The 20,737-nt window shown below is 60.9% G+C and carries 23 protein-coding genes; 13 read left to right on the top strand and 10 right to left on the bottom strand.

What is annotated here, in order from left to right; translation table 11 throughout:
* Positions 1–119 precede the first annotated feature (119 nt).
* Genes EFD55_RS20365 through rsmA form a run of 3 tightly spaced genes read left to right on the top strand, consistent with a single transcriptional unit; the run spans position 120 to position 2,923 of the window.
* Positions 120–1,061, top strand: a complete 942-nt coding sequence (locus tag EFD55_RS20365; RefSeq protein ID WP_125846842.1) for a SurA N-terminal domain-containing protein — start codon at positions 120–122, stop codon at positions 1,059–1,061.
* A 6-nt stretch (positions 1,062–1,067) separates the two neighbouring features.
* The gene (pdxA, locus tag EFD55_RS20360) at positions 1,068–2,096 is read left to right on the top strand and encodes a 4-hydroxythreonine-4-phosphate dehydrogenase PdxA (protein WP_125846841.1); all 1,029 of its coding nucleotides are present in this window, start codon (positions 1,068–1,070) and stop codon (positions 2,094–2,096) included.
* Positions 2,096–2,923, top strand: coding sequence for a 16S rRNA (adenine(1518)-N(6)/adenine(1519)-N(6))-dimethyltransferase RsmA (rsmA, locus tag EFD55_RS20355; protein WP_125846840.1), 828 nt, complete (start codon positions 2,096–2,098; stop codon positions 2,921–2,923). The genes pdxA and rsmA overlap by 1 nt, the downstream gene beginning before the upstream one ends.
* On the opposite strand, the gene gmk is transcribed toward rsmA, so the two are convergent.
* The 7 genes from gmk to fabD form a co-directional block, all read right to left on the bottom strand.
* Complete coding sequence (gene gmk / locus EFD55_RS20350; protein ID WP_125846839.1) at positions 2,920–3,582, bottom strand: guanylate kinase; 663 nt, start codon at positions 3,580–3,582, stop codon at positions 2,920–2,922. The two genes, rsmA and gmk, sit on opposite strands and share 4 nt — an antisense overlap.
* Before the next feature lie 3 nt (positions 3,583–3,585).
* Positions 3,586–4,473: a YicC/YloC family endoribonuclease gene (locus EFD55_RS20345; RefSeq protein ID WP_125846838.1), complete on the bottom strand. Its 888-nt coding sequence runs from the start codon at positions 4,471–4,473 to the stop codon at positions 3,586–3,588.
* A 16-nt stretch (positions 4,474–4,489) separates the two neighbouring features.
* Entirely contained in the window at positions 4,490–5,728 is a 1,239-nt protein-coding gene (mltG, locus tag EFD55_RS20340) for an endolytic transglycosylase MltG (protein ID WP_125846837.1), read from the bottom strand.
* Positions 5,729–5,911: 183 nt separating this feature from the next.
* Positions 5,912–7,174 carry a beta-ketoacyl-ACP synthase II gene (gene fabF, locus EFD55_RS20335; protein ID WP_125846836.1) on the bottom strand — a complete coding sequence of 421 codons (1,263 nt, stop codon included), beginning with the start codon at positions 7,172–7,174 and terminating at the stop codon, positions 5,912–5,914.
* A 94-nt stretch (positions 7,175–7,268) separates the two neighbouring features.
* Positions 7,269–7,505, bottom strand: a complete 237-nt coding sequence (locus EFD55_RS20330; protein WP_003547058.1) for an acyl carrier protein — start codon at positions 7,503–7,505, stop codon at positions 7,269–7,271.
* 287 nt (positions 7,506–7,792) lie between these two features.
* Positions 7,793–8,530: a 3-oxoacyl-[acyl-carrier-protein] reductase gene (gene fabG, locus EFD55_RS20325; protein WP_125846835.1), complete on the bottom strand. Its 738-nt coding sequence runs from the start codon at positions 8,528–8,530 to the stop codon at positions 7,793–7,795.
* 29 nt (positions 8,531–8,559) lie between these two features.
* Positions 8,560–9,504: an ACP S-malonyltransferase gene (fabD, locus tag EFD55_RS20320; protein WP_125846834.1), complete on the bottom strand. Its 945-nt coding sequence runs from the start codon at positions 9,502–9,504 to the stop codon at positions 8,560–8,562.
* A 294-nt stretch (positions 9,505–9,798) separates the two neighbouring features.
* Here fabD and EFD55_RS20315 point away from each other — a divergent pair, with 294 nt between their 5' ends.
* The 4 genes from EFD55_RS20315 to EFD55_RS20300 all read left to right on the top strand — a co-directional run bounded on the left by EFD55_RS20315 (position 9,799) and on the right by EFD55_RS20300 (position 12,661).
* Positions 9,799–10,473 (top strand): response regulator, encoded by a 675-nt coding sequence (locus EFD55_RS20315; protein ID WP_125846833.1) that lies wholly within the window; start codon positions 9,799–9,801, stop codon positions 10,471–10,473.
* A complete protein-coding gene (locus EFD55_RS20310) occupies positions 10,470–11,894 on the top strand; it encodes a sensor histidine kinase (RefSeq protein WP_125846832.1) in 1,425 nt (474 codons plus the stop codon). The genes EFD55_RS20315 and EFD55_RS20310 overlap by 4 nt, the downstream gene beginning before the upstream one ends.
* Before the next feature lie 154 nt (positions 11,895–12,048).
* On the top strand, positions 12,049–12,408 hold the full coding sequence (locus EFD55_RS20305) for a hypothetical protein (RefSeq protein ID WP_125846831.1): 360 nt from the start codon (positions 12,049–12,051) through the stop codon (positions 12,406–12,408).
* Between the two features lie 55 nt (positions 12,409–12,463).
* Positions 12,464–12,661 (top strand): hypothetical protein, encoded by a 198-nt coding sequence (locus EFD55_RS20300; RefSeq protein ID WP_125846830.1) that lies wholly within the window; start codon positions 12,464–12,466, stop codon positions 12,659–12,661.
* A 384-nt stretch (positions 12,662–13,045) separates the two neighbouring features.
* Here EFD55_RS20300 and EFD55_RS20295 read toward each other — a convergent pair whose 3' ends face one another.
* On the bottom strand, positions 13,046–13,675 hold the full coding sequence (locus EFD55_RS20295; protein WP_125846829.1) for an outer membrane protein: 630 nt from the start codon (positions 13,673–13,675) through the stop codon (positions 13,046–13,048).
* Positions 13,676–13,975: 300 nt separating this feature from the next.
* Between EFD55_RS20295 and EFD55_RS20290 the strand changes: the two genes are divergently transcribed.
* The 6 genes from EFD55_RS20290 to EFD55_RS20265 all read left to right on the top strand — a co-directional run bounded on the left by EFD55_RS20290 (position 13,976) and on the right by EFD55_RS20265 (position 19,682).
* Positions 13,976–15,019, top strand: a complete 1,044-nt coding sequence (locus tag EFD55_RS20290; RefSeq protein ID WP_125846828.1) for an aldo/keto reductase — start codon at positions 13,976–13,978, stop codon at positions 15,017–15,019.
* Positions 15,020–15,335: 316 nt separating this feature from the next.
* Positions 15,336–15,806: a 30S ribosomal protein S6 gene (gene rpsF / locus EFD55_RS20285; protein WP_125846827.1), complete on the top strand. Its 471-nt coding sequence runs from the start codon at positions 15,336–15,338 to the stop codon at positions 15,804–15,806.
* 14 nt (positions 15,807–15,820) lie between these two features.
* The gene (rpsR, locus tag EFD55_RS20280; RefSeq protein WP_125846826.1) at positions 15,821–16,069 is read left to right on the top strand and encodes a 30S ribosomal protein S18; all 249 of its coding nucleotides are present in this window, start codon (positions 15,821–15,823) and stop codon (positions 16,067–16,069) included.
* 156 nt (positions 16,070–16,225) lie between these two features.
* Positions 16,226–17,212 carry a DUF2232 domain-containing protein gene (locus EFD55_RS20275; RefSeq protein ID WP_125846825.1) on the top strand — a complete coding sequence of 329 codons (987 nt, stop codon included), beginning with the start codon at positions 16,226–16,228 and terminating at the stop codon, positions 17,210–17,212.
* Between the two features lie 21 nt (positions 17,213–17,233).
* Positions 17,234–17,812: a 50S ribosomal protein L9 gene (gene rplI / locus EFD55_RS20270; protein ID WP_049733920.1), complete on the top strand. Its 579-nt coding sequence runs from the start codon at positions 17,234–17,236 to the stop codon at positions 17,810–17,812.
* A 373-nt stretch (positions 17,813–18,185) separates the two neighbouring features.
* A complete protein-coding gene (locus EFD55_RS20265; protein WP_125846939.1) occupies positions 18,186–19,682 on the top strand; it encodes a replicative DNA helicase in 1,497 nt (498 codons plus the stop codon).
* Positions 19,683–19,707: 25 nt separating this feature from the next.
* On the opposite strand, the gene EFD55_RS20260 is transcribed toward EFD55_RS20265, so the two are convergent.
* Together EFD55_RS20260 and EFD55_RS20255 are read right to left on the bottom strand one after the other, a co-directional pair.
* Positions 19,708–20,010 (bottom strand): AzlD family protein, encoded by a 303-nt coding sequence (locus tag EFD55_RS20260; RefSeq protein WP_125846824.1) that lies wholly within the window; start codon positions 20,008–20,010, stop codon positions 19,708–19,710.
* Positions 20,007–20,711, bottom strand: a complete 705-nt coding sequence (locus EFD55_RS20255) for an AzlC family ABC transporter permease (protein WP_125846823.1) — start codon at positions 20,709–20,711, stop codon at positions 20,007–20,009. Before EFD55_RS20255 ends, EFD55_RS20260 begins: the two co-directional genes overlap by 4 nt.
* Between the last annotated feature and the right edge of the window lie 26 nt (positions 20,712–20,737).

Raw genomic sequence — 20,737 nt, 5'->3', positions numbered from 1 at the left:
TGCCAATCGATATCTGAGGCATAGGGGTTTCGCGTCATGTTGGAAGCGAATTCCGCGTGTCTCGCACTGTGGTAAGAACGCCGCGAACCCGTCTCGCGGCGCCATCGGGAGGTCAACAGATGATTGACGCGAAGAAAGCCATAAGAACCTTCATCGCCGGAGCAGCGCTGGCGCTGATGGCAGGCTTTGCAGGTTCGGCGGCGGCAAGTGAAGTCAAGGCCGTGGTGAACGGCACCGCCATCACCAGCGGCGATGTCGCCAAGCGCCAGGCCTTTCTGCGCCTGCAGCATACGAAGGCGGATGCGAAGGCTGCGGAGGAGCAGCTGATCGACGAGACGCTCAAGCGACAGGAAATCGCTCGCGTCCGTATGTCGGTTTCGCAGCAGGACGTCGACGCGTCTTTCGCGCGCTTTTCGACCGGCAACAAACTTTCCGTCGAGCAGATGTCGCAGATCCTCGATCGCGCCGGCGTCGGCGTCGACCATTTCAAGGCTTTCATCGCCGTACAGATGAGCTGGCCGCGTATCGTCAATGCGCGCTACGGATCGACTTCGCGGCTGTCGAACTATGATCTCGTCTCGCGCATGATGCAGAACAACAAGCAGAAGCCGGTGACGACGGAATATATGCTGCAGCAGATCATTTTCGTCGTTCCTGAAGCCAAGCGCAGCGCCATTACCGGAAAACGCAAGAGCGAGGCCGAAGCGTCGCGTTCGAAATTCCCGGGCTGCGACCAGGCAAAGGTCTTTGCCGCGACGATGCGCGACGTTTCCGTGCGCGATCTCGGCCGCATGCTCGCTCCTGAAATTCCGCAGGACTGGAAGCCGCTGGTCGAGCAGGCCAAGGGCAACACGACAGGTACCCGCGTCACCGACAAGGGGGTCGAGTATCTGGCAATCTGCAGTCAGCGCCAGGTTTCCGACGATCAGGCCGCAGAGATGGTCTTCCGCCAGGAGGATCTCGACAAGTCCAAGGGCGACAAGGAAGCGAAGCCGGAAAACGAGAACAGCAAGAAATACCTGGATGAACTGCGCAAGAAGGCGCAGATCGCCTACCGCTGACCGACGATGGCGACACCCTTTTCGCGACCGCTTGCCCTGAGCCAGGGCGATCCCGCCGGCATCGGGCCGGATATCACTCTGATGGCCTGGCTCCGGCGGCGTGAACTCGGGCTGCCGCCTTTCTTCCTGATCGGCGATCCCGATGTGCTGGCACTGAGAGCCCGCCAGCTCAATCTCGCGGTTTCGATCCGTGAAACCCATAAGGCCAGCGAGGCGGCCGGCATGTTTGCCGACGCCCTGCCCGTCATGCCAATACCGGCTGGCATCGAGGTCGTGGCGGGCGAGCCGCACGAGGCGACGGCGAAAGGCACGGTCGCGGCGATCGAGAAAGCCGTATCACTCGTGATCGGTGGCGAGGTGCTCGCAATAGTTACCAATCCGATCTCCAAGGCCGTGCTCTACGACGCCGGGTTCCGCTTTCCCGGCCATACCGAATTTCTCGCCGATCTCGCCGCCAGGGCGACAGGCAAGCCGGTCACGCCTGTAATGATGTTGTCGGGCCCGAAGCTGAGAGCCATCCCTGTCACCATTCACATTCCTGTCCGGGAAGTGCCGCAGGCGCTGACGGGCGAATTGATCATGGAAACCTGCCGGATCGCCCATCAGGACCTGAGGCAGCGCTTCGGCATAGAGGCGCCGCGGCTTGCGGTTGCCGGCCTTAACCCGCATGCCGGCGAAGGCGGGGCGATGGGCAAGGAGGATGAAGCGATCATCCGCCCGGCGATCGAGCGCCTGCGCGACGAGGGCATCGATGCGATTGGCCCCCTGCCCGCCGACACAATGTTTCATGATGAGGCGCGGGCGCGATACGACGTCGCCGTCTGCATGTATCACGATCAGGCGCTGATCCCGGCCAAGACCCTCGGTTTCGACGATAGCGTCAACGTCACGCTCGGGCTTCCCTTCGTGCGCACCTCGCCGGATCACGGCACCGCTTTCGGCATTGCCGGCAAGGGGCTGGCGCGCGAGCAGAGCCTCGTTGCAGCGCTGAAGCTTGCAGCGCAGCTCGGCCGCAGCATGGAAAGCCGTCGCTGATGGCAGCACTCGATGGCCTCCCGCCGCTTCGCGACGTCATCCAGCGTCACGGCCTCGACGCACGCAAGGCGCTCGGGCAGAACTTCCTGCTCGACCTCAACCTCACGCAGAAGATCGCCCGCACGGCGGGAGCGCTGGAAGATGCGACCGTCTTCGAGGTCGGCCCCGGCCCCGGCGGACTGACGCGCGCAATCCTGGCGCTCGGCGCCAGGAAGGTTATCGCCATCGAGCGGGACACACGCTGCCTGCCGGCCCTTGCCGAAATCGCTGATCACTATCCCGGCCGGCTGGAGGTGATCGAAGGTGACGCACTGAAGACTGATTTCGAGACATTGGCTCCGGAAGGCCCGGTCAAGATCATCGCCAACCTGCCTTACAATGTCGGCACTCAGCTTTTGGTCAATTGGCTGCTGCCGAAAACCTGGCCCCCGTTCTGGCAGTCGCTGACGCTGATGTTTCAGAAGGAAGTCGGCGAGCGGATCGTCGCCTGCGAAGACGATGATCACTACGGCCGTCTGGGTGTGCTCTGCGGCTGGCGGACGGAGGCGCGCATGGCTTTCGACGTGCCGCCGCAAGCCTTCACACCGCCGCCGAAAGTGACTTCGACGGTCGTGCATCTGGTCCCCCGCGAAAACCCCATTCCCTGCGCTGTCGCCAATCTGGAAAAGGTGACGCAGGCCGCCTTCGGCCAGCGCCGCAAGATGCTGCGCCAAAGCCTGAAACCGCTCGGTGGTGAAAGCCTGCTCGTCAAGGCCGGGATCGATCCGGCACGGCGGGCGGAGACCTTGTCGGTGGAGGAATTCTGCCTTCTTGCAAACAGTCTCTAAAGCGACGGCGTCTCTTCCAGCAGTTCGCGGACGAAATCGAACATGCCATGGCGCCGGTCGCGACGCAGGCGTTCGGCCTTGACGATCGACTGCACCGCGTCGAAGGCCGTGTTGAGGTCATCGTTGACGATAACATAGTCGTATTCGCGCCAATGGGCGATCTCGGCGCGACTGTTGGCGAGGCGCGTCTGGATGACCTCTTCGGAATCCTCAGCGCGGCGATGAAGCCGCGACTGGAGCTCGGTCATGGTCGGCGGCAGCACGAAGATCGAGACCACATCGGCCGACATTTTCTCCTGCAATTGCTGGGCGCCCTGCCAATCGATATCGAAGAGCATGTCGCGGCCCTCGGCCATGGCCTGCTCGACCGGCTCGCGCGGCGTGCCGTAGAAATTGCCATGCACCTCGGCCCATTCGAGCAGCGCGTCGCTATCGCGCAGCCGCTCGAACTCGCGCACACTCTTGAAGTGGTAGTGCACACCCTCGACCTCGCTCGGGCGGCGCTGGCGCGTGGTGACACTAACCGAAAGACCGATATGCTTGTCGGTCTCCAGAAGCGTGCGCGCGATGGTGGACTTGCCGGCGCCCGACGGCGACGAAATGACAAGCATCAGACCGCGGCGGGCGATCTGTACGGGCGAAGTTTTCGCCGGTTTCATGTCCTACTCCAAATTCTGGACCTGCTCGCGGAACTGGTCGATCACGACTTTCAACTCGATGCCAGCGGCGGTGACGGCCGAGGTATTCGACTTCGAGCAGATGGTATTTGATTCGCGGTTAAATTCCTGTGCAAGGAAGTCCAGCCGGCGGCCGGCAGGGCCACCTTTCACCAGGAGATCGCGCGCTGCGGCGATATGCGCCTTCAGACGATCGATTTCCTCGCGCAGATCCGCCTTGGTCGCCAGCAGCGCGGCTTCGGCGTGCAGCCTGTCGCGGTCGAGTGCTGCCATGCCGTCCATCAGCAAGGCGACCTGCGCGACAAGCCGCGCTGCAATCTCCTGCGGTGAACGCGAGGGATCGATCTCGATCGTCCGCGTCAACCCTTCGATCGTCGCGACATGATCAAGAAGAATGCGGGCAAGTGCTGCCCCTTCCTGTTCGCGCATGGCTCTTAGATCCGAAAGGGCGGCCAGCAGACCGGCGGCGATATCGGCGTCACGCGTGGCGAGCGCCTCTTCGCTATCCTCGCCTTCGCGAAATTCCACGATGCCGCGTACCAGAAGCAGCGTATCGAGCTTCAGCGGCGCCGGATCGATCACCCCGTCCAACTGCTCACGCATGGCAAGCACAGCTGCGAGCGCTTCCCTGTTCAGCACCGCCTCGAAGCGGTTCTCATCGGCGGTGACGGACAGCGATGCCTGCACGTTGCCGCGGCTGAAGCTCTCGCCGGCAAGGCGGCGGACTTCTGCCTCCATGCGTTCGAGGCCCGGCGGCAGGCGCAGGCGCAGATCAAAGCCCTTGCCGTTGACCGAACGCAACTCCCATGCCCAGCGCCAGCGGCCGCTCGTTCCCTCGCGCCGTGCAAAACCGGTCATGGACTGCAAAGCCATACGAGCCTCCCGAATATCAGTTGATCTTCTTTTTCTTCGGCGGCACGGCAGTCGTGCCATTATCTACTGGCTGCTCTTCCGGTTGGCCGTCGACGACGATGTTCGGGTCCGAGCCCTTGTCGGCCTCGAGCTTACGCCAGCGCTTGACGTTGGCATTGTGCTCTTCGAGCGTGGCGGCGAAAACATGACCGCCGGTGCCGTCTGCAACGAAATAGAGATCTTGCGTCTTCCAGGGATTGGCGACGGCTTCCAGCGCATCCTTGCCGGGATTGGCGATCGGCGTCGGCGGCAGGCCCTTGATGACGTAGGTGTTATAAGGCGTGTCCCGCTTCAGGTCCGACTGAAAGATCGGCCGGTCGGCCGGTTTACCCTCGCCACCGAAGAGGCCGTAGATGATCGTCGGGTCCGACTGCAGGCGCATGCCCTTGCCGAGCCGGTTGAGGAAAACGGAGGCGACATGGGCGCGCTCGTCGGGAACGCCGGTTTCCTTTTCGACGATCGAGGCAAGCGTCACGAATTCCTCTTTCGAACGCAGCGGCAGCGAAGAATCGCGCTTGTCCCAGATCTGCTCGACGAGCTTCTGCTGCGCTGCCGCCATCTGGTCGATGATTTCCGAGCGCTTGGTGCCGCGCGAGAATTTGTAGGTATCCGGACGCAGGCTGCCCTCGGCCGGGAGTGCTGCCGGCAGATCGCCTTCCAGCACCGGATCCTGCAGCATGCGGTCGAACATCTGGCGGACCGTCAGGCCCTCGGGGAAGGAAACGGAATAGAGGATTGATTTGCCCGATTTCAGGAGCTCCATGATATCGCTCATGGAGGCCTTCGCCTTGATCTCGTATTCGCCGGCCTTCAGGCTCTCACCGGCCGAAAGATGCGTTGCAGTGAGATAGCGGAAGATGCGGGCATCGCTGATGATTGCATTGCGCTCGAGGTTCGAGGCGATTTCGGCAAGGCCCGCACCATTGCGGACAATGAAATTGGTGTTGGTCTGCAGCGGACCGGGGCTTCGATAGGTCGACGTGGCGTAATAGAAGCCGATGACGGCGACGACGCAGACCAAAACTGCCAGCGTCATGATGAAATTCAGAAAGAGAACAACCTGTCCGCGGGCTTTCTTGGAGCGCTTCGGCGGCTCCGGAACGCGCTCCGGACGCAGGGCTTCGCTCGGCGACTTCGGGATGATTGGTCCCTTCTGCGCCTGCCGGCCGTTCTCGCCCTGCGGGGTATCGTTGCTCTGGTTCGTCGTATCGCTCACCGGCAATCCTCTAAAACTTGACCCTCACTTCGCTATTTCGCGAAGCAATGCGGCAAAAGCAGGTTCTGCCGCCGTTCGCCGACGCCGTTGCCGGTCGTTATGCTTTCGCACGCCTGCTACAGAGCGCAGAAGACCGGCCGGTCTGCGGCGCAAGGAATACCCGCTACACCGCGTACGGGACGCTTATTGCGCGTAGCGGCGCAGCACAAGCGATGCGTTCGTGCCGCCGAATCCGAACGAGTTGGACAACGCCACGTTGATTTCTCGCTCGCGAGCCTTATGCGGAACAAGATCGATCGCCGTTTCACGTTCGGGATTGTCGAGATTGAGCGTCGGCGGCGCGATGTTGTCGCGGATGGCGAGCGTGGCAAAGATCGCCTCGATGGCGCCGGCGGCACCGAGAAGGTGCCCCGTCGCCGACTTGGTCGAGGACATGGAGATCTTCGACGCCGCGTTGCCGACCAGCCGCTCGACAGCGCCGAGTTCGATCGTGTCGGCCATGGTCGAGGTGCCATGGGCGTTGATGTAGTCGATATCGGCCGGCGTCAACCCGGCGCGCTTCAGCGCCATCGCCATGCAGCGGCCGGCGCCCTCGCCATCTTCGGACGGCGCGGTGATGTGATAGGCGTCGCCCGACAGGCCGTAGCCGACAATTTCGGCGTAGATCTTGGCGCCGCGCGCCTTGGCGTGCTCCAGTTCCTCAAGCACGACGATGCCCGCACCCTCGCCCATCACGAAACCGTCCCGGTCGCGGTCATAGGGGCGCGACGCTTTCTGGGGGTCGTCGTTGTGCTGGGTCGACAGCGCCTTGCAGGCGGCAAAGCCTGCCAGCGAAATGCGGCTGACGGGAGATTCCGTGCCGCCGGCGACCATGACGTCGGCATCACCAAGCGCAATCAACCGCGCGGCATCACCAATCGCATGCGCGCCCGTCGAGCAGGCGGTGACGACGGAATGATTGGGTCCGCGCAGCTTGTGGCGGATCGAGACCTGGCCGGAGACGAGATTGATCAGGCGACCGGGAATGAAGAAGGGGGAAATGCGGCGCGGGCCCTTGTCGCGCAGGGTATAACCCGCTTCGACAATGCCTTCGATGCCGCCGATACCGGAGCCGATCAACACACCTGTGGCGATCTGGTCCTCATCGGTCTCGGGATGCCAGCCGGCATCGGCAAGCGCCATGTCGGCGGCAGCCATGCCGTAAATGATGAAGGGGTCGACCTTGCGCTGTTCCTTCGGCTCCATCCACTGATCGACATTGAAGGTGCCGTCAGTGCCATCACCGAGCGGGATGCGGCAAGCGATCTTGGCGGGAAGGTCATCGACCTCGAATTCGGTAACGAGGCGGGCGCCGTTCTGACCGGCAAGCAGCCGGGACCACGTCACCTCCGTTCCGCATCCCAAGGGTGATACCATGCCGGTACCGGTGATGACGACACGTCTCATCGCGTGCTTTCCCCCGTCTCTTATGTTCTATGGAGAAATATGCCGATAAGAAAAGGGCGGACTCCAGGCCCGCCCTTTACTCAAATGCACAGGATCAGGCCTGGGCCTTCTCAATAAACTTCACGGCATCGCCGACCGTCAGGATCGAGTCAGCAGCGTCGTCAGGAATTTCAACGCCGAATTCTTCTTCGAAAGCCATGACAAGTTCGACCGTGTCGAGCGAGTCAGCGCCCAGATCGTCGATAAAGCTGGCGCTCTCGACGACCTTGTCGGCATCAACGCCAAGATGATCAATAACAATTTTCTTTACGCGTTCTGCGATATCGCTCATGTCGGTTTCCTCGACCTTATGTCCTGATCGGAATGCCCTTGCGGCACCCCTACCCTGTTTCAGCCTGCGATGTTTTCAGACATCCTCGGCAAACTCGTTTACCCGGCTTCAGAGATGTCCCAGGCTTGCAAAAAGCCCGCCGGTCCGTCTGCTTTCTCGGGACGACTGTTCACAGTCATGGCCCGCTTAACATGCTTTATGCCTGCCGCAAAGCCAGAAAATCAACGGTTCGTGATTGCTCAACATGCTATTGGCGGGAAATACTCCCCCGCCGACAGTTTGTCGTTTCAGATCATCGCCATGCCGCCATTTACGTGCAGCGTCTGGCCCGTCATGTAGGCAGCCTCGGAGGACGCGAGATAGGCGACGGCCGAAGCGACTTCGCCGCCCGTGCCCATGCGCTTCATTGGGATCGCGCCCATGATCGCTTCCTTCTGCTTGTCGTTCAGCTTGCCGGTCATGGCGCTTTCGATGAAGCCAGGCGCCACGCAATTGACCGTCACGTTGCGGGTAGCGATCTCCTGCGCCAGCGACTTCGTGAAGCCGATCATGCCGGCCTTCGAGGCGCAGTAATTGGCCTGGCCCGGATTCCCGGTGACGCCGACGACGGAGGTGATGTTGATGATGCGGCCGTAGCGGCGGCGCATCATCGGATGCGTCAATTCGCGCGTCAGGCGGAAGGTCGCCGTCAGGTTCACTTCGAGAACGGCGTCCCAGTCCTCGTCGCTCATGCGCACGAAGAGGCCGTCCCTGGTGATGCCGGCATTGTTGACGAGGATATCGACGCCTTCGAGTTCGGCCTCGGCCTTCTGGCCGAGCGCCTTGACCTCATCACGGTCGGAGAGGTTGGCGGGGAAGATCTTGACGCGCTCGCCAAGGTCGGCCGCCAGCGCTTCCAGCTTCTCGACGCGGGTGCCGTGCAGGCCGACGATAGCGCCCTGCTTATGAAGAAGGCGGGCGATTTCCTCGCCGATGCCGCCCGAGGCGCCTGTGACGAGAGCCTTGCGGCCGGAAAGATCGAGCATGGAAACGTTCCTTTGTCTGATGATGCCAATCAGGCCATGAGGGCGGCGACAGCCGCGTCGATATCGGCCGGACCGTTGACGGAGATGCCGTTGATCGTCTTGTCGATGCGGCGAGCAAGGCCGGTCAGAACCTTGCCGGAGCCGAGTTCATAGAGCGTCGTGACGCCATTTCCAGCAAACCATTCCACCGTCTCGCGCCAGCGGACCTGACCAGTGACCTGCTCGACGAGAAGCGCGGCGATCTCCTCAGCATTGGTGACCGGGGCCGCACGGACATTGGCGATGACAGGCACTACCGGATCGGCCTTCTTCACGCCCACCAGCGCCTCGCGCATCGCGTCGGCCGCCGGGGCCATCAGCGTCGAATGGAAGGGGGCCGAAACCGGCAGCAGGATGGCGCGTTTGGCGCCCTTGTCGGTCGCAAGACCGGCAGCCTTTTCGACAGCTGCCTTCTCGCCTGAAATCACGATCTGGCCGCCGCCATTGTCGTTGGCGATCTGGCAGGCGCCGGTGGCGGCCGCCTCCTCGCAGACAGCAACGACATCGGCATGTTCGAGGCCGATGATCGCCGCCATGGCGCCGACGCCGACGGGGACGGCCGCCTGCATGGCGTTGCCGCGAATACGCAGCAGCCGCGCCGTATCGGCGAGCGAAAAGGTGCCGGCGGCGCAAAGTGCGGAATATTCGCCGAGCGAGTGGCCAGCGACGTAGGCGACCTTGGATTTTAGCTCCAGTCCCTTGGCCTCCAGAACGCGGACAACGGCGATCGAGACGGCCATCAGCGCCGGCTGGGCGTTCGCCGTCAGGGTCAGCGTGTCCTCGGGACCGTTGAACATGACGTCCGAAAGCTTCTCACCGAGTGCCTCGTCGACCTCTTCGAAAACCGCGCGGGCTTCGGCGAAATTCTCGGCGAGATCCTTGCCCATGCCGACGGCCTGGCTGCCTTGGCCGGGAAAAGTAAAAGCGATGGTCATTCTGGTATCCCTGATTGCGCCTCTCAAGGCTATTTTGCCTCCAATTGACATTCTTTCCGGCAGAGTCAAGTGGCGGCCCATTCTCTCCCTGGGCAATCGCTTCAGGCTAATGGCTTTCTGGATAGCCCTTTGATTGGCAGTGTGATCGACAATGGATCTCGTGCGGCATTCAAAAGACAAGCATTGCCAAATTCGGGGTAATGCGAACCTGATCGTTCGACTTTTGTAATCTAAGGGTAATCTTTGTCACTTCACTGGATGGGCGGCAAAAGGCATGGGCCCCGGAGACACGCATTGCGTATATTATTACTTGAGGACGAGCGAGAAATGGCGGCAGCGTTGATCGAAGCGCTCAGCCGCCGCGATATTATCGTCGATCATGTGCGCACGGTCGCTGATGCCGAACTCATGGCGCGGGTCGGGACCTATGACGTGCTCGTGCTCGATCGTCGTCTGCCGGACGGCGAAGGCCTCGATCTCATCCCCGTGCTTCGCTTCCGGAAAATTGCCGCTCCGATCCTGATGCTGACGGCGCTTGGTGGCGTCGATCATCGTGTCGAAGGGCTCGACGGCGGTGCCGACGATTATCTCAGCAAACCCTTCGCGATCGAAGAACTGCTGGCGCGATTGCGCGCGCTGCAAAGGCGTTCGCCAACCGTTTCCGCCGAGCGTTTTTCCCTCGGCAATCTGACGCTCGATCCCCGCAGCAACGAAGTTGCCGTTGCAGGCGATTTCATCGACCTGGCGCGACGGGAGTATCTTGTGGTCGAGACCTTGATCCGGCGTGCAAATCGCATTGTCACACGGTCGATGCTCGTCGACGCCGTCTATACCATCGACGATCAGATCGAGTCGAACGCCTTGGACGTGCATGTGTCGCGAATCCGCCGCAAGCTGGGCAATGCGGGTGCATCGGTGGAAATTCGCGCCGTCCGCAACATCGGATATCTGCTTCGGGTCAGCACATGAGACTGCGCAAAAGCCGCTCGCTCAAATGGATACTGACGCGGCGCCTGATCGGCCTTCAGGCATGTCTTTTGTTGTTCTTCTTCACTTTGCTTGCCGGGTGGGTCTGGATAATTGACCCGGAACTTGAGGATACGAATGAATCGATCATCCGCGTGCTTGCAAAACACGTGGAACGCAAAGCCGACGGCACGCTCAATGTCATCGAGACGCCGGAGATCGCCGAGTTGGCGCGTCAGTATCCGGATCTGTGGTTCATCGTCCGGGATGGCGGGAATAATCTCTACCAGCATGGCGTATTTCCAACGAAGCTGCTGACCGAACCCTTCCCGATGTCCATCGAAGGGGCAACATTGAAGGGTGGCCCGAGTGCGCATGCGGCGGTCGGCAATCGCGACACGCCGATCGGTCGCCTTCAGTTTATCGCGTCGACTGACCGCATCGGCGGGAAAAGCCAGGACGTCAACATCTGGATCAGTCTCGACATCGATATCCCCGAGAGCGGCGGCAATGCGGAAATTTTCTGGCTCAGCGTCGTCCCGGCAACTGGAGCCATCCTGGCGATCCTCGTGGTTCCGATCCTGCTCGTCACCGGTGCGGCAACGGCTATTGTCACACCCTACTCGATCGGTCGGTCTCTGACTGGCCTGGTCGACACGGCAAACCAGGCAAAAGCGATAGAGTTCGAAACACGATCGGCCCACCTCGATGTTTCGAAATTTCCAAGCGAGATCATTCCACTCGTCGACGCCTTCAATCACACGCTTTCAAAGCTTGATCACGGCTATCAGCAACATAGCCGTTTTCTGGCGGATGCCGCACACGAACTGCGCACACCGATCGCGATCGTGCGGACGCGGGCAGACCTTTTGCCGGAGAGTGCGGACAGCCGGCAACTGCGGCAAGATATCGACCGTCTTTCCAGGGTCGCGCATCAGCTACTCGATATGCAGGCTATCGGCGCCGGTTCTCAGACTGCCCAGATGATCGACCTGAACCAGCTTGTCGGGCGGATCGCAGCCGATCTCGCACCTCAGGTCATCGATGCGGGCTACGATTTCTTCTTCGAGCCAGCTCCTGCCGAGGCACTCTTCATGATCTATCCCTCGACGGTAGAGCTCGCAGTCAGCAACCTGATCCGCAATGCAGTCGATCATTCCGGCTACAAGGGCACGATCGCGATCACAGTCGACGCCCGAGGCTTCATCGATGTCTCCGACGAGGGGCCTGGTATCCCTCCCGCAGAACGCGTCCGCGTGCTGGAACCCTTCTATCGGCTGAATACGCACTCGTCTGGCGCGGGGCTGGGGCTCAACCTGGCGCATAAGGCGGCGGAGCTTCATTTCGGGCGGTTGCTGTTTGCCGATACCGACGACGGATTCCGGGTGCGCCTCGAAATTGGTGCATTGGGCACCGGCCGTTAGCAACTCTTTTTGGGCGCCGGGTCTGCCCTCAATAGGCTCCATCGCAGCGGCCTTCGCAATCGGTAATCCGCTCGTAATCTTCGCCACGTAGCGAGCGCTAAGACCAACTGGAGCCGCCGCCGTGCATAAGAAAACACCTCAGAAAATACGTCGAATGCATTCGTTTCTCGCCTTGGCAGCCATTGCGCTACTGGCAAGCTGTGCATCGCAAATCATGAAAAACTACGTCGGAGGACCAGTGGATGCGGTGATACTGGACTATGGGCCACCCGACAACGTCATTGAAATCGGCGTCGGTCAAAGAGCGTTCCAATGGCGGCGCATCAACACCGAAACGGTGACGGGCACCACCACTGGCGAGGTACGTCAGACACGTCATGGCGAACGCTACGAGATCTCCCAGTCGCCCGGCTACGTCAAGGAGACGGAGTGCTTCTACACATTCTTCGCGCAGGCCTCCGGAACGCGATGGTTCGTCACGAGTTTCCGCAGGCCGCAGCTCGAATGCGAGTGACCGACCTACCACAGCCGATGACCGCTACCGGCGCTCGGATTTCATGGAGAGATGCATGTTCAGCCATTTGTCCCGATTGCGGGATGGCTTCCGTCAGAAGCTTCCTAATCCGGACCGATCGGATAGGTTGCTCAGCGCGGTGCTGATTTTCTTGATGTGCCTGATGCTGGTGCTCTTTGCCCGTCATGCAATAGCCGAAGAGGCGACTCCCCGGGAAATACGGACCCCTGACCGTACGGATATTCTGGCATAGGGACGTAGGGTGCCTGCAGACGTGCAAGTCACATATCGAACGCATAAACTGGCGCAACGCTCAAAGCGTAGCGCCAGTTACGGCATTGGGAAGGGGCGTCATCGGAACGCACGGCCCGGGCAAACGGCTTACCGGCCTTTGCCTGTTACCCATCAGAAATCATTCGTTGGCGGTTGATCACCATCGCAGACATCTCATCGTTTTTCGATGGAGTATCCACCGGACTCGACGCGTCAACGCTACGGCCTGGGTGGCCAGTCGGAACCGCCGCGGCAGTGCATGTGCACCAGATCCGGATGATTTTAGGCCAGACCAGCCTAAAATCTGAATCCGCACCTAAATCAAAGAATTAGAGCCTGATATCGCACATTTTCGGCATCGGCTCTAGAAGCGAAGATTTATGCCTGCCTTGATTACATGGCTGTCTATATCAGTACGCGTGGTGCCGACATTCGTCGTCGTCTTGACGTCGGGGGTCATGACGTAGTTGTACTCGAGCTTTGCGGAGAGGCCGTTTCCAAAAGCCTGCTCAACACCGCCGCCGACCAAATAACCGCCTTCCCAGCCGGGGCCGCGCCGAACGTTGCTACCGTTCTCGAATTTAGTCCTCGTATAACCGGCAGTGCCGTAAACGAGCGTCTTGTCGAGGCTCATCCCGGCCTTGGCTTTGGCGGCCAGGCGCCATTGCTCGTCGAGATTGCCACCGCGCACATTCTGATCGGTACCGCCCATATAGGTCCCCTCGAGCTCGGCGCCCAGGACGGCGGAACCAAACTGGAAATTGTATCCGGCCTGTGCTCCGGCGGCGAGGCCCTTGCCGTTGGAAAAGGGGTTGAGGTGGCTTGAGGCAACACCGGCATGTCCCCCGATATATGCGCCGCTCCAATCGAACGTGGTCGGCTGGGGGTAAGGTGCCTGGACATAGGAATTGTCCAGATCTGCTGCCGCGGCAGCTTGGGAAAGCAACACGGCTAATGTAACTGACAAGGCGAGTCTTGTTCTCATCGAAGACATTTATTACTCCAAACAGAAGCGCGGCGCCCTTCAGCGCGGCGTGAAGTGACCATGAGAGCGAAAAGGAACGCTCCCGCGAAACCTTCGAGAGGATCTCCGAAGGATAGGTGCACTCTGCTTGCAAGGATTACCGGTGAATTACGCAAAACAATAAGCCGACCCTATCGCTCGGCTATCCAGAACGCCGTTGCAAGCCTTGCGCCCGCGCGAAAGCCCGGTTTTGCTCTTGCGCTCGGCCAAATCCGGCCTAGATTTGCGCGGACCTTCCCAAGGCTTTCACCTCTCTCCCAAGGTTTTCACATGAAGTACAATTCACTAGGCCGCACCGAGATTTCCGTTTCAGAGATTTGCCTTGGCACGATGACCTGGGGTTCGCAGAACAGCGAAATCGACGCCCATGCGCAGATGGATTATGCCGTCGAAAAGGGCGTCAATTTCTTCGATACCGCTGAAATTTACCCCACAACCCCGGTTTCGGCCGAAACGCAGGGCTGGACCGAGGACTATATCGGCAGTTGGTTCAAGAAGACCGGCAAGCGTGGAGATATCGTCCTCGCCACCAAGGTCGCCGGCCGTGGCCGTGATTATCTGCGCGGCGGCGAAGGCGCGGATGCGAAGAACATCCGCCTGGCGCTCGAGGCCAGCCTGACGCGGCTGAAGACGGATTATGTCGATCTCTACCAGGTCCACTGGCCGAACCGCGGCCATTTCCATTTCCGCCAGAACTGGAGCTACAACCCCTTCAAGCAGGATCGCGAGGCGGCTGCCGCCAACATGCTCGACATTCTGGAAACGCTGGGCGCATTGGTGAAGGAAGGCAAGATCCGCGCGATCGGCCTTTCCAACGAAACCACCTGGGGCATACAGAAATATCTGACGCTCTCTGAACAGAAGGGCCTGCCGCGCGTTGCCAGCGTCCAGAACGAATACAATCTGCTCTACCGCCACTTCGACCTCGATCTTGCCGAGCTTTCGCATTACGAGGACGTCGGGCTGCTCGCCTATTCGCCGCTCGCCGGCGGTATCCTGACCGGTAAATATGTCGATGGCATCAGGCCGAAGGGCTCGCGTGCCTCGATCAATCACGACATCGGCGGCCGCCTGCAGCCGTTGCAGGAACCGGCGACCAAAGCCTATCTGCAGATCGCCGCAACATACGGCCTCGACCCGGCGGCAATGGCGCTCGCCTTCTGCCTCTCGAGGCCCTTCATGGCCTCGGCCATCATCGGAGCGACCTCGATGGAGCAGTTGAAGATCGACATCGGCGCGGCCGACCTGGCGCTTTCAAGTGATGTTCTGGCAGAGATCGCCAAGGTGCACCGGCAGTATCCGCTGACGCTTTGATCGCATTCTCGTTGCACCTGCCCGACGCCGGCCATCGGCCTGCATCGGGCTCGAATGTCCGAATGCGCTTGCCTTTCGCGCAAAAATCCGTATAAGCCGCGCTGTTCGTTGACCCGGTCTTCTGGCTGGTGGCTGAACGGAGGGCCGGTTTCCATTCGGAAATCGTTCGGAACGGAAGCGTTCCAGCCTCCCGTGTCTCCGCTCTCGACCGTCTCGGAAACGCTTTTCTTGCCTGGGCCAGCCCAATCAGGAGCAGTCGTTGAGGCTTAGCCGCCGAATATCGGGTTGAACCAAACGCAAGAAAGGCAAAGCTGTCATGGCTCTTTATGAACATGTATTCCTTGCCCGGCAGGATATTTCCGCTCAGCAGGTCGATGCCCTCGTAGAACAGTACAAGGGTGTGATCGAAGCTAACGGCGGTAAGGTCGGGCGTATCGAGAACTGGGGCCTCAAGTCCCTCACATACCGCATCAAGAAGAACCGCAAGGCGCACTACGCCCTGATGGACATCGATGCACCGGCTGCTGCGATCCAGGAAATGGAACGCCAGATGCGCATCAGCGAAGACGTTCTTCGCTACATGACCATCGCTGTTGAAAAGCACGAAGACGGCCCGTCTGCCATGATGCAGAAGCGTGACCGCGACGACCGTGGCCCGCGTGAAGGCGGCGACCGTGGCCCGCGCCGCGAATTCGGCGATCGTGATCGCGGCCCGCGTCCGCCGCGCGAAGGTGGCTTCGGCGACCGTGAAGACCGTCCGCGCCGTCCGCGCGAAGACCGTGTATAAGGGAGATCTGAGATATGGCTGAAACTTCCTCCGCTCCGGTCCGCCGCCCGTTCCATCGCCGCCGCAAGACTTGCCCGTTCTCCGGCGCAAACGCACCGCGGATCGACTACAAGGACGTACGTCTGCTGCAGCGCTACATTTCCGAGCGCGGTAAGATCGTTCCGTCCCGCATCACGGCCGTTTCCCAGAAGAAGCAGCGCGAACTCGCCCAGGCGATCAAGCGCGCCCGTTTCCTCGGCCTGCTGCCCTACGTCGTCGCCTGATCGGCTGACGTAACCACCTTTGAGGGAAGGCATTCGTGCCTTCCCTTCTCCCTTTCGCGATGGGCGCGGATCGGAACTCCTAAAACCCATGTTGAGACGTTTCAGAATTCGATTCCGGAACATCCTCTAACTGCTTGATGAAGCAGGACAGCGACCTTGAAACGACCGAACCTTAGAACGCTGCTGATCGGCGCACTTGCCGGATTGACTGCCGCCCTGCTGGTGCTGGGCGCGAGCGTGCAGCCGTCGTTTTTCAGCGCGCTTCTCTACACTGCCTCGGCGCTGCCGATCCTGCTCGTCGGCCTCGGCTGGGGCAATGCCGCCGCAATCTCCGCCGTCGTCACGGCGGCAGCGCTCGGCGCAGTTTTCATCTCTCCTTCCTTTGCGCTGATCATGACGCTGGTGACGCTGCTGCCGGCCGGCTGGCTCAGCCATCTCGCCAATCTGGCGCGTCCCGCCTCCGAACTTGGCGGCCCCGACCATCTGCTTGCCTGGTATCCGCTTTCCGATATCCTGCTGCATCTCTGCGGTCTTGTGACGATCGCCGTCATCGTCATCGGTGTGATCATCGGCTACGGGCCCGAGATCACCGATCCGATCGTCGATCTGCTAATCGCCTCGGTCAAACAGCAGCAGCCGGAATTCTTGCCCGATCCGGCGGCGACCGCGCAGACCAAATCGCTGATCCTGCTGATGCTGCCGGCCGTGCAGGGCGGCATGTGGGTCAGCATGCTGTTTGCCGCCTATTATTTCGCCGTGCGCATCGTTGCAGCGTCCGGCCGGGGCCTGCGCCCGCGCGAGGACATTCCCTCATCGCTGCGCATGAACCGCAATTCGATCTTCATCTTTCTGGCAGGGCTTGCTGCCTGCTTCTTCGGCGGCGTTCCGGCGCTGGTCGGCGCCACCGTGATCGGCACCTTCGGCGCGGGTTTCATGCTCTCCGGCTTCGCCTCCCTTCATTTCCGCACACGCGGCAAGGATTGGCGCATACCGGCTCTCATCCTCTGCTATCTGGCTTCGATGCTCATGCTTCTGCCAGTTTTCCTCATCCTCGTCCTGGGTCTCAGCGATACGCGCAAGGCGATCGCGCTGACCCCGACGAAAGATGCCGATGCCCCCAAACAATCCGATACGAAAATCTGAGACACAAGAAAGGAAAAGAAAATGGAAGTCATCCTTCTCGAACGCATCTCCAAGCTCGGCCAGATGGGCGAAACCGTAAAGGTTCGCGACGGCTTTGCCCGTAACTACCTGCTGCCGCTCGGCAAGGCGCTGCGCGCCAACGCAGCAAACAAGACCCGCTTCGAAGCCGAGCGCGCGACGCTCGAAGCCCGCAACCTCGAGCGCAAGTCGGAAGCCCAGAAGGTCGCCGACGTTCTCGACGGCAAGTCCTTCATCGTCGTGCGTTCCGCCGGCGAAACCGGCCAGCTCTACGGTTCTGTCGCTGCCCGTGACGTCGTCGAGATCCTCGCTGCCGAAGGCTTCAACATCGGCCGCAACCAGGTTCACCTCAACACGCCGATCAAGGCGATCGGCCTGCACAAGGTCGAGCTGCAGCTGCATGCCGAAGTCGAAATCCACGTCGAACTGAACGTTGCCCGTTCCGCCGAAGAGGCAGAGCGTCAGGCCAAGGGCGAAGAACTCACCTCGGTCGACGCAATCTACGGCGTCGACGAAGACGCGCTGCGTCCTGAGGATTTCTTCGATCCGGAAGCCGACGGCGTCGACGAAGACGAAGCATAATTCTCGCCGGAGTCATCCGCGACAGGAAAGCCCGGCCACCGCGCCGGGCTTTTTCGTTTCCATCCACCTGACAGGAGGCAGCCGTAGGTTGGTTTTTTTAAAGGGGATTTGGGGATGTTTTTGCTGCGGGTCTGATGTCGTCGCGCTAGACTATGCTTCTCCGGAACGGATGGGCGTGAGTCGCGCCAAACCGTGTCGTGCGGGTGACACTGCCAGTATTTCTCCTTTTCGTCGCCCGGGACTGTGGAGAAGTCGAACAATGGGCACAGCGTTCAGTATTTAGGCAAAGCGAGCCCCCGCCCCTTTCGCGGGCCCTTGATTTTCTCCATCCGGAATTGCAAATCCGGAGTTGGAAAAAACAGAACGGATGATGATGAACGACGCCGCTCGAAAGATTGCAGCCGTTGCTCCGTCGGAGCAGCATTATCGCGAAGCACCCAACAACATTGAAGCCGAGCAGGCGCTTCTGGGTGCCATCCTCATGAACAACGACGCCTATTACCGGGTGTCGGACTTCCTGAAGCCGATCCATCTCTACGAGCCGCTGCACCGGAAGATCTTCGAGGTTGCCGGCGATATCATCCGCATGGGCAAGATCGCCAATCCGGTGACGATCAAGACCTTCCTGAAGGCCGACGAGAAGGTCGGTGACATGACGGTTTCGCAATATCTGGCGAGCCTCGTCAGCAATGCCGTCACCGTCATCAATGCCGAGGACTACGGCCGGGCGATCTACGATCTGGCGCTGCGCCGAGCGCTGATCACCATCGGCGAGGACGTCGTCAACATCGCCTATGACGCGCCGCTCGACATGCCGCCGCAGTCGCAGATCGAGGATACCGAACGCCGCCTCTTCGAACTGGCGGAAAACGGCCGCTACGATGGCGGTTTCCAGTCCTTCAACGATGCCGTGGCGCTCGCCATCGACATGGCGGCTGTCGCCAAGGAACGCGACGGTGGGCTTTCCGGCATTTCCACCGGCATCCATTCGCTCGACTCCAAGATGGGCGGCCTGCAGCGTTCGGACTTGATCATCCTTGCCGGACGCCCCGGTATGGGCAAGACATCGCTGGCAACAAACATTGCCTACAACATCGCGGCCGCCTACGAGGGCGAAGTACAGTCGGACGGCAGCATGAAGGCCAAGAACGGCGGCGTCGTCGGCTTCTACTCGCTCGAAATGTCGTCCGAACAGCTCGCCACCCGTATCATCTCCGAGCAGACGGAAGTCTCCTCCTCGAAGATTCGCCGCGGCGACATCAACGATGCCGATTTCGAAAAGCTCGTCGCCTGCTCGATGATGATGCAGAAGGTGCCGCTTTACATCGACCAGACGGGCGGCATCTCGATTGCCCAGCTTTCGGCGCGGGCGCGCCGCCTCAAGCGCCAGCGCGGCCTCGACGTGCTCGTCGTCGACTACGTGCAGCTGATGACCGGCTCGGGTAAGTCAAGCGACAACCGCGTCCAGGAAATCACTCAGATCACCACTGGCCTGAAGGCGCTCGGCAAGGAGCTCAACGTACCGATCATCGCGCTGTCACAGCTCTCGCGCCAGGTGGAAAGCCGTGACGACAAGCGTCCGCAGCTCTCCGACCTTCGCGAATCCGGCTCGATCGAGCAGGACGCCGACGTCGTGCTTTTCGTGTTCCGCGAGGAATATTACGTCAAGAACCAGGAGCCGCGCGATCCCCACGATCCGAAATATCCGGAATGGGAAGCACTGTTCGACAAGGTGAAGGGCACGGCCGACGTCATCATCGCCAAGCAGCGCCACGGACCGACAGGCACGGTGAAGCTCGCCTTCCAGGCGGAATTCACGCGGTTTGCAGATCTCGCCGATCCCTCTTTCACACAGTACGAGGAACATTGACGCGGTTTTCCGGGTCAATATCCCTTTAGAAACCTGCGGCCCGCAACAGGGCCACGGTCGCGACGCCGAGGGTTACGCTGGCAAGCATCGGCAGCCGGCGGGCGGCGAGCGCCGTTGCGGCGCATGCCAGTGTTTCCGCCCAGCCGGTCGCAAAGGCGGTCGGGGCTATTACGGCCATCAGCACCGCCGGTGGGATCGCCTCGATTGCCGTTTTCCAGCGCTCGTCCAGCTTTATATGACGGATGAGGACGAGACCGCTGATGCGCGTGGAAATCGTCGCAAGCGCCATCGCGAGGATGGCAAGCAGGGTATTGATATCGAGCGTCATGCGGCCTGCTCCCGTACCTTGCCCTTCCAGAGGGCCATCGCCAGTCCGGCCAACGCGCCGGCTGCGATATACCAGACGCCCGGCACGAAATGATGGGTGGCAACGGCCGCAACTCCGCTCGCGGCCAGGATGGCGCCCGTTTCCGGCCCCTTCCAGAAGCCCATGACCAGCACGACAAAGACGGCAGGAAAGGCGAAGTCGAGACCGATGACCGCCGGATCGCCCAGAAAGGCGCCAAGCAATGCGCCTGCAAGCGAAGAACCGACCCAGGCGGCGTAAAACGGCGTGACGATGCCGGCATACCAGGCCGGCGTCAGCGTTCCACTACCGGCGCGGAACTCCGCCATGGCCCAGAGCTCGTCGGCAAGGAACAGCATGGCGGCATAGCGTCTGATGGTGGAGAAGGACTGCATCTTCGTGCCGATGGAGGCGCTCATCAGCACGTGGCGGATGTTGACCAACAACGCTGCGAAGCCGACGCCGATCCAGCTTGCCGGATGCGTCCATATGTCCATTGCCACGAACTGCGAGCCGCCGGCAAAGACCAGCGCGCTCATCAGCGTTGTTTCCAAGGCCGAAAGACCTTTGGTGGCGGAAACCGCGCCGAAAACCAGACCGATCGGAATCACGGCGATGACAAGCGGAAAGATGGCGCGTATTCCGGCAAGAAATTCGCCGGCCGGCCGGCTTTGCTGCAACATGGCAACCTCCTGATTGAGATCGCCAA

The organism is Rhizobium pisi (genome assembly GCF_003938655.1).
Classification (GTDB): domain Bacteria; phylum Pseudomonadota; class Alphaproteobacteria; order Rhizobiales; family Rhizobiaceae; genus Rhizobium; species Rhizobium pisi.
The sequence above is the reverse complement of the archived record's forward strand: the minus strand, read 5'-3'. Positions and strand labels throughout refer to the sequence as shown.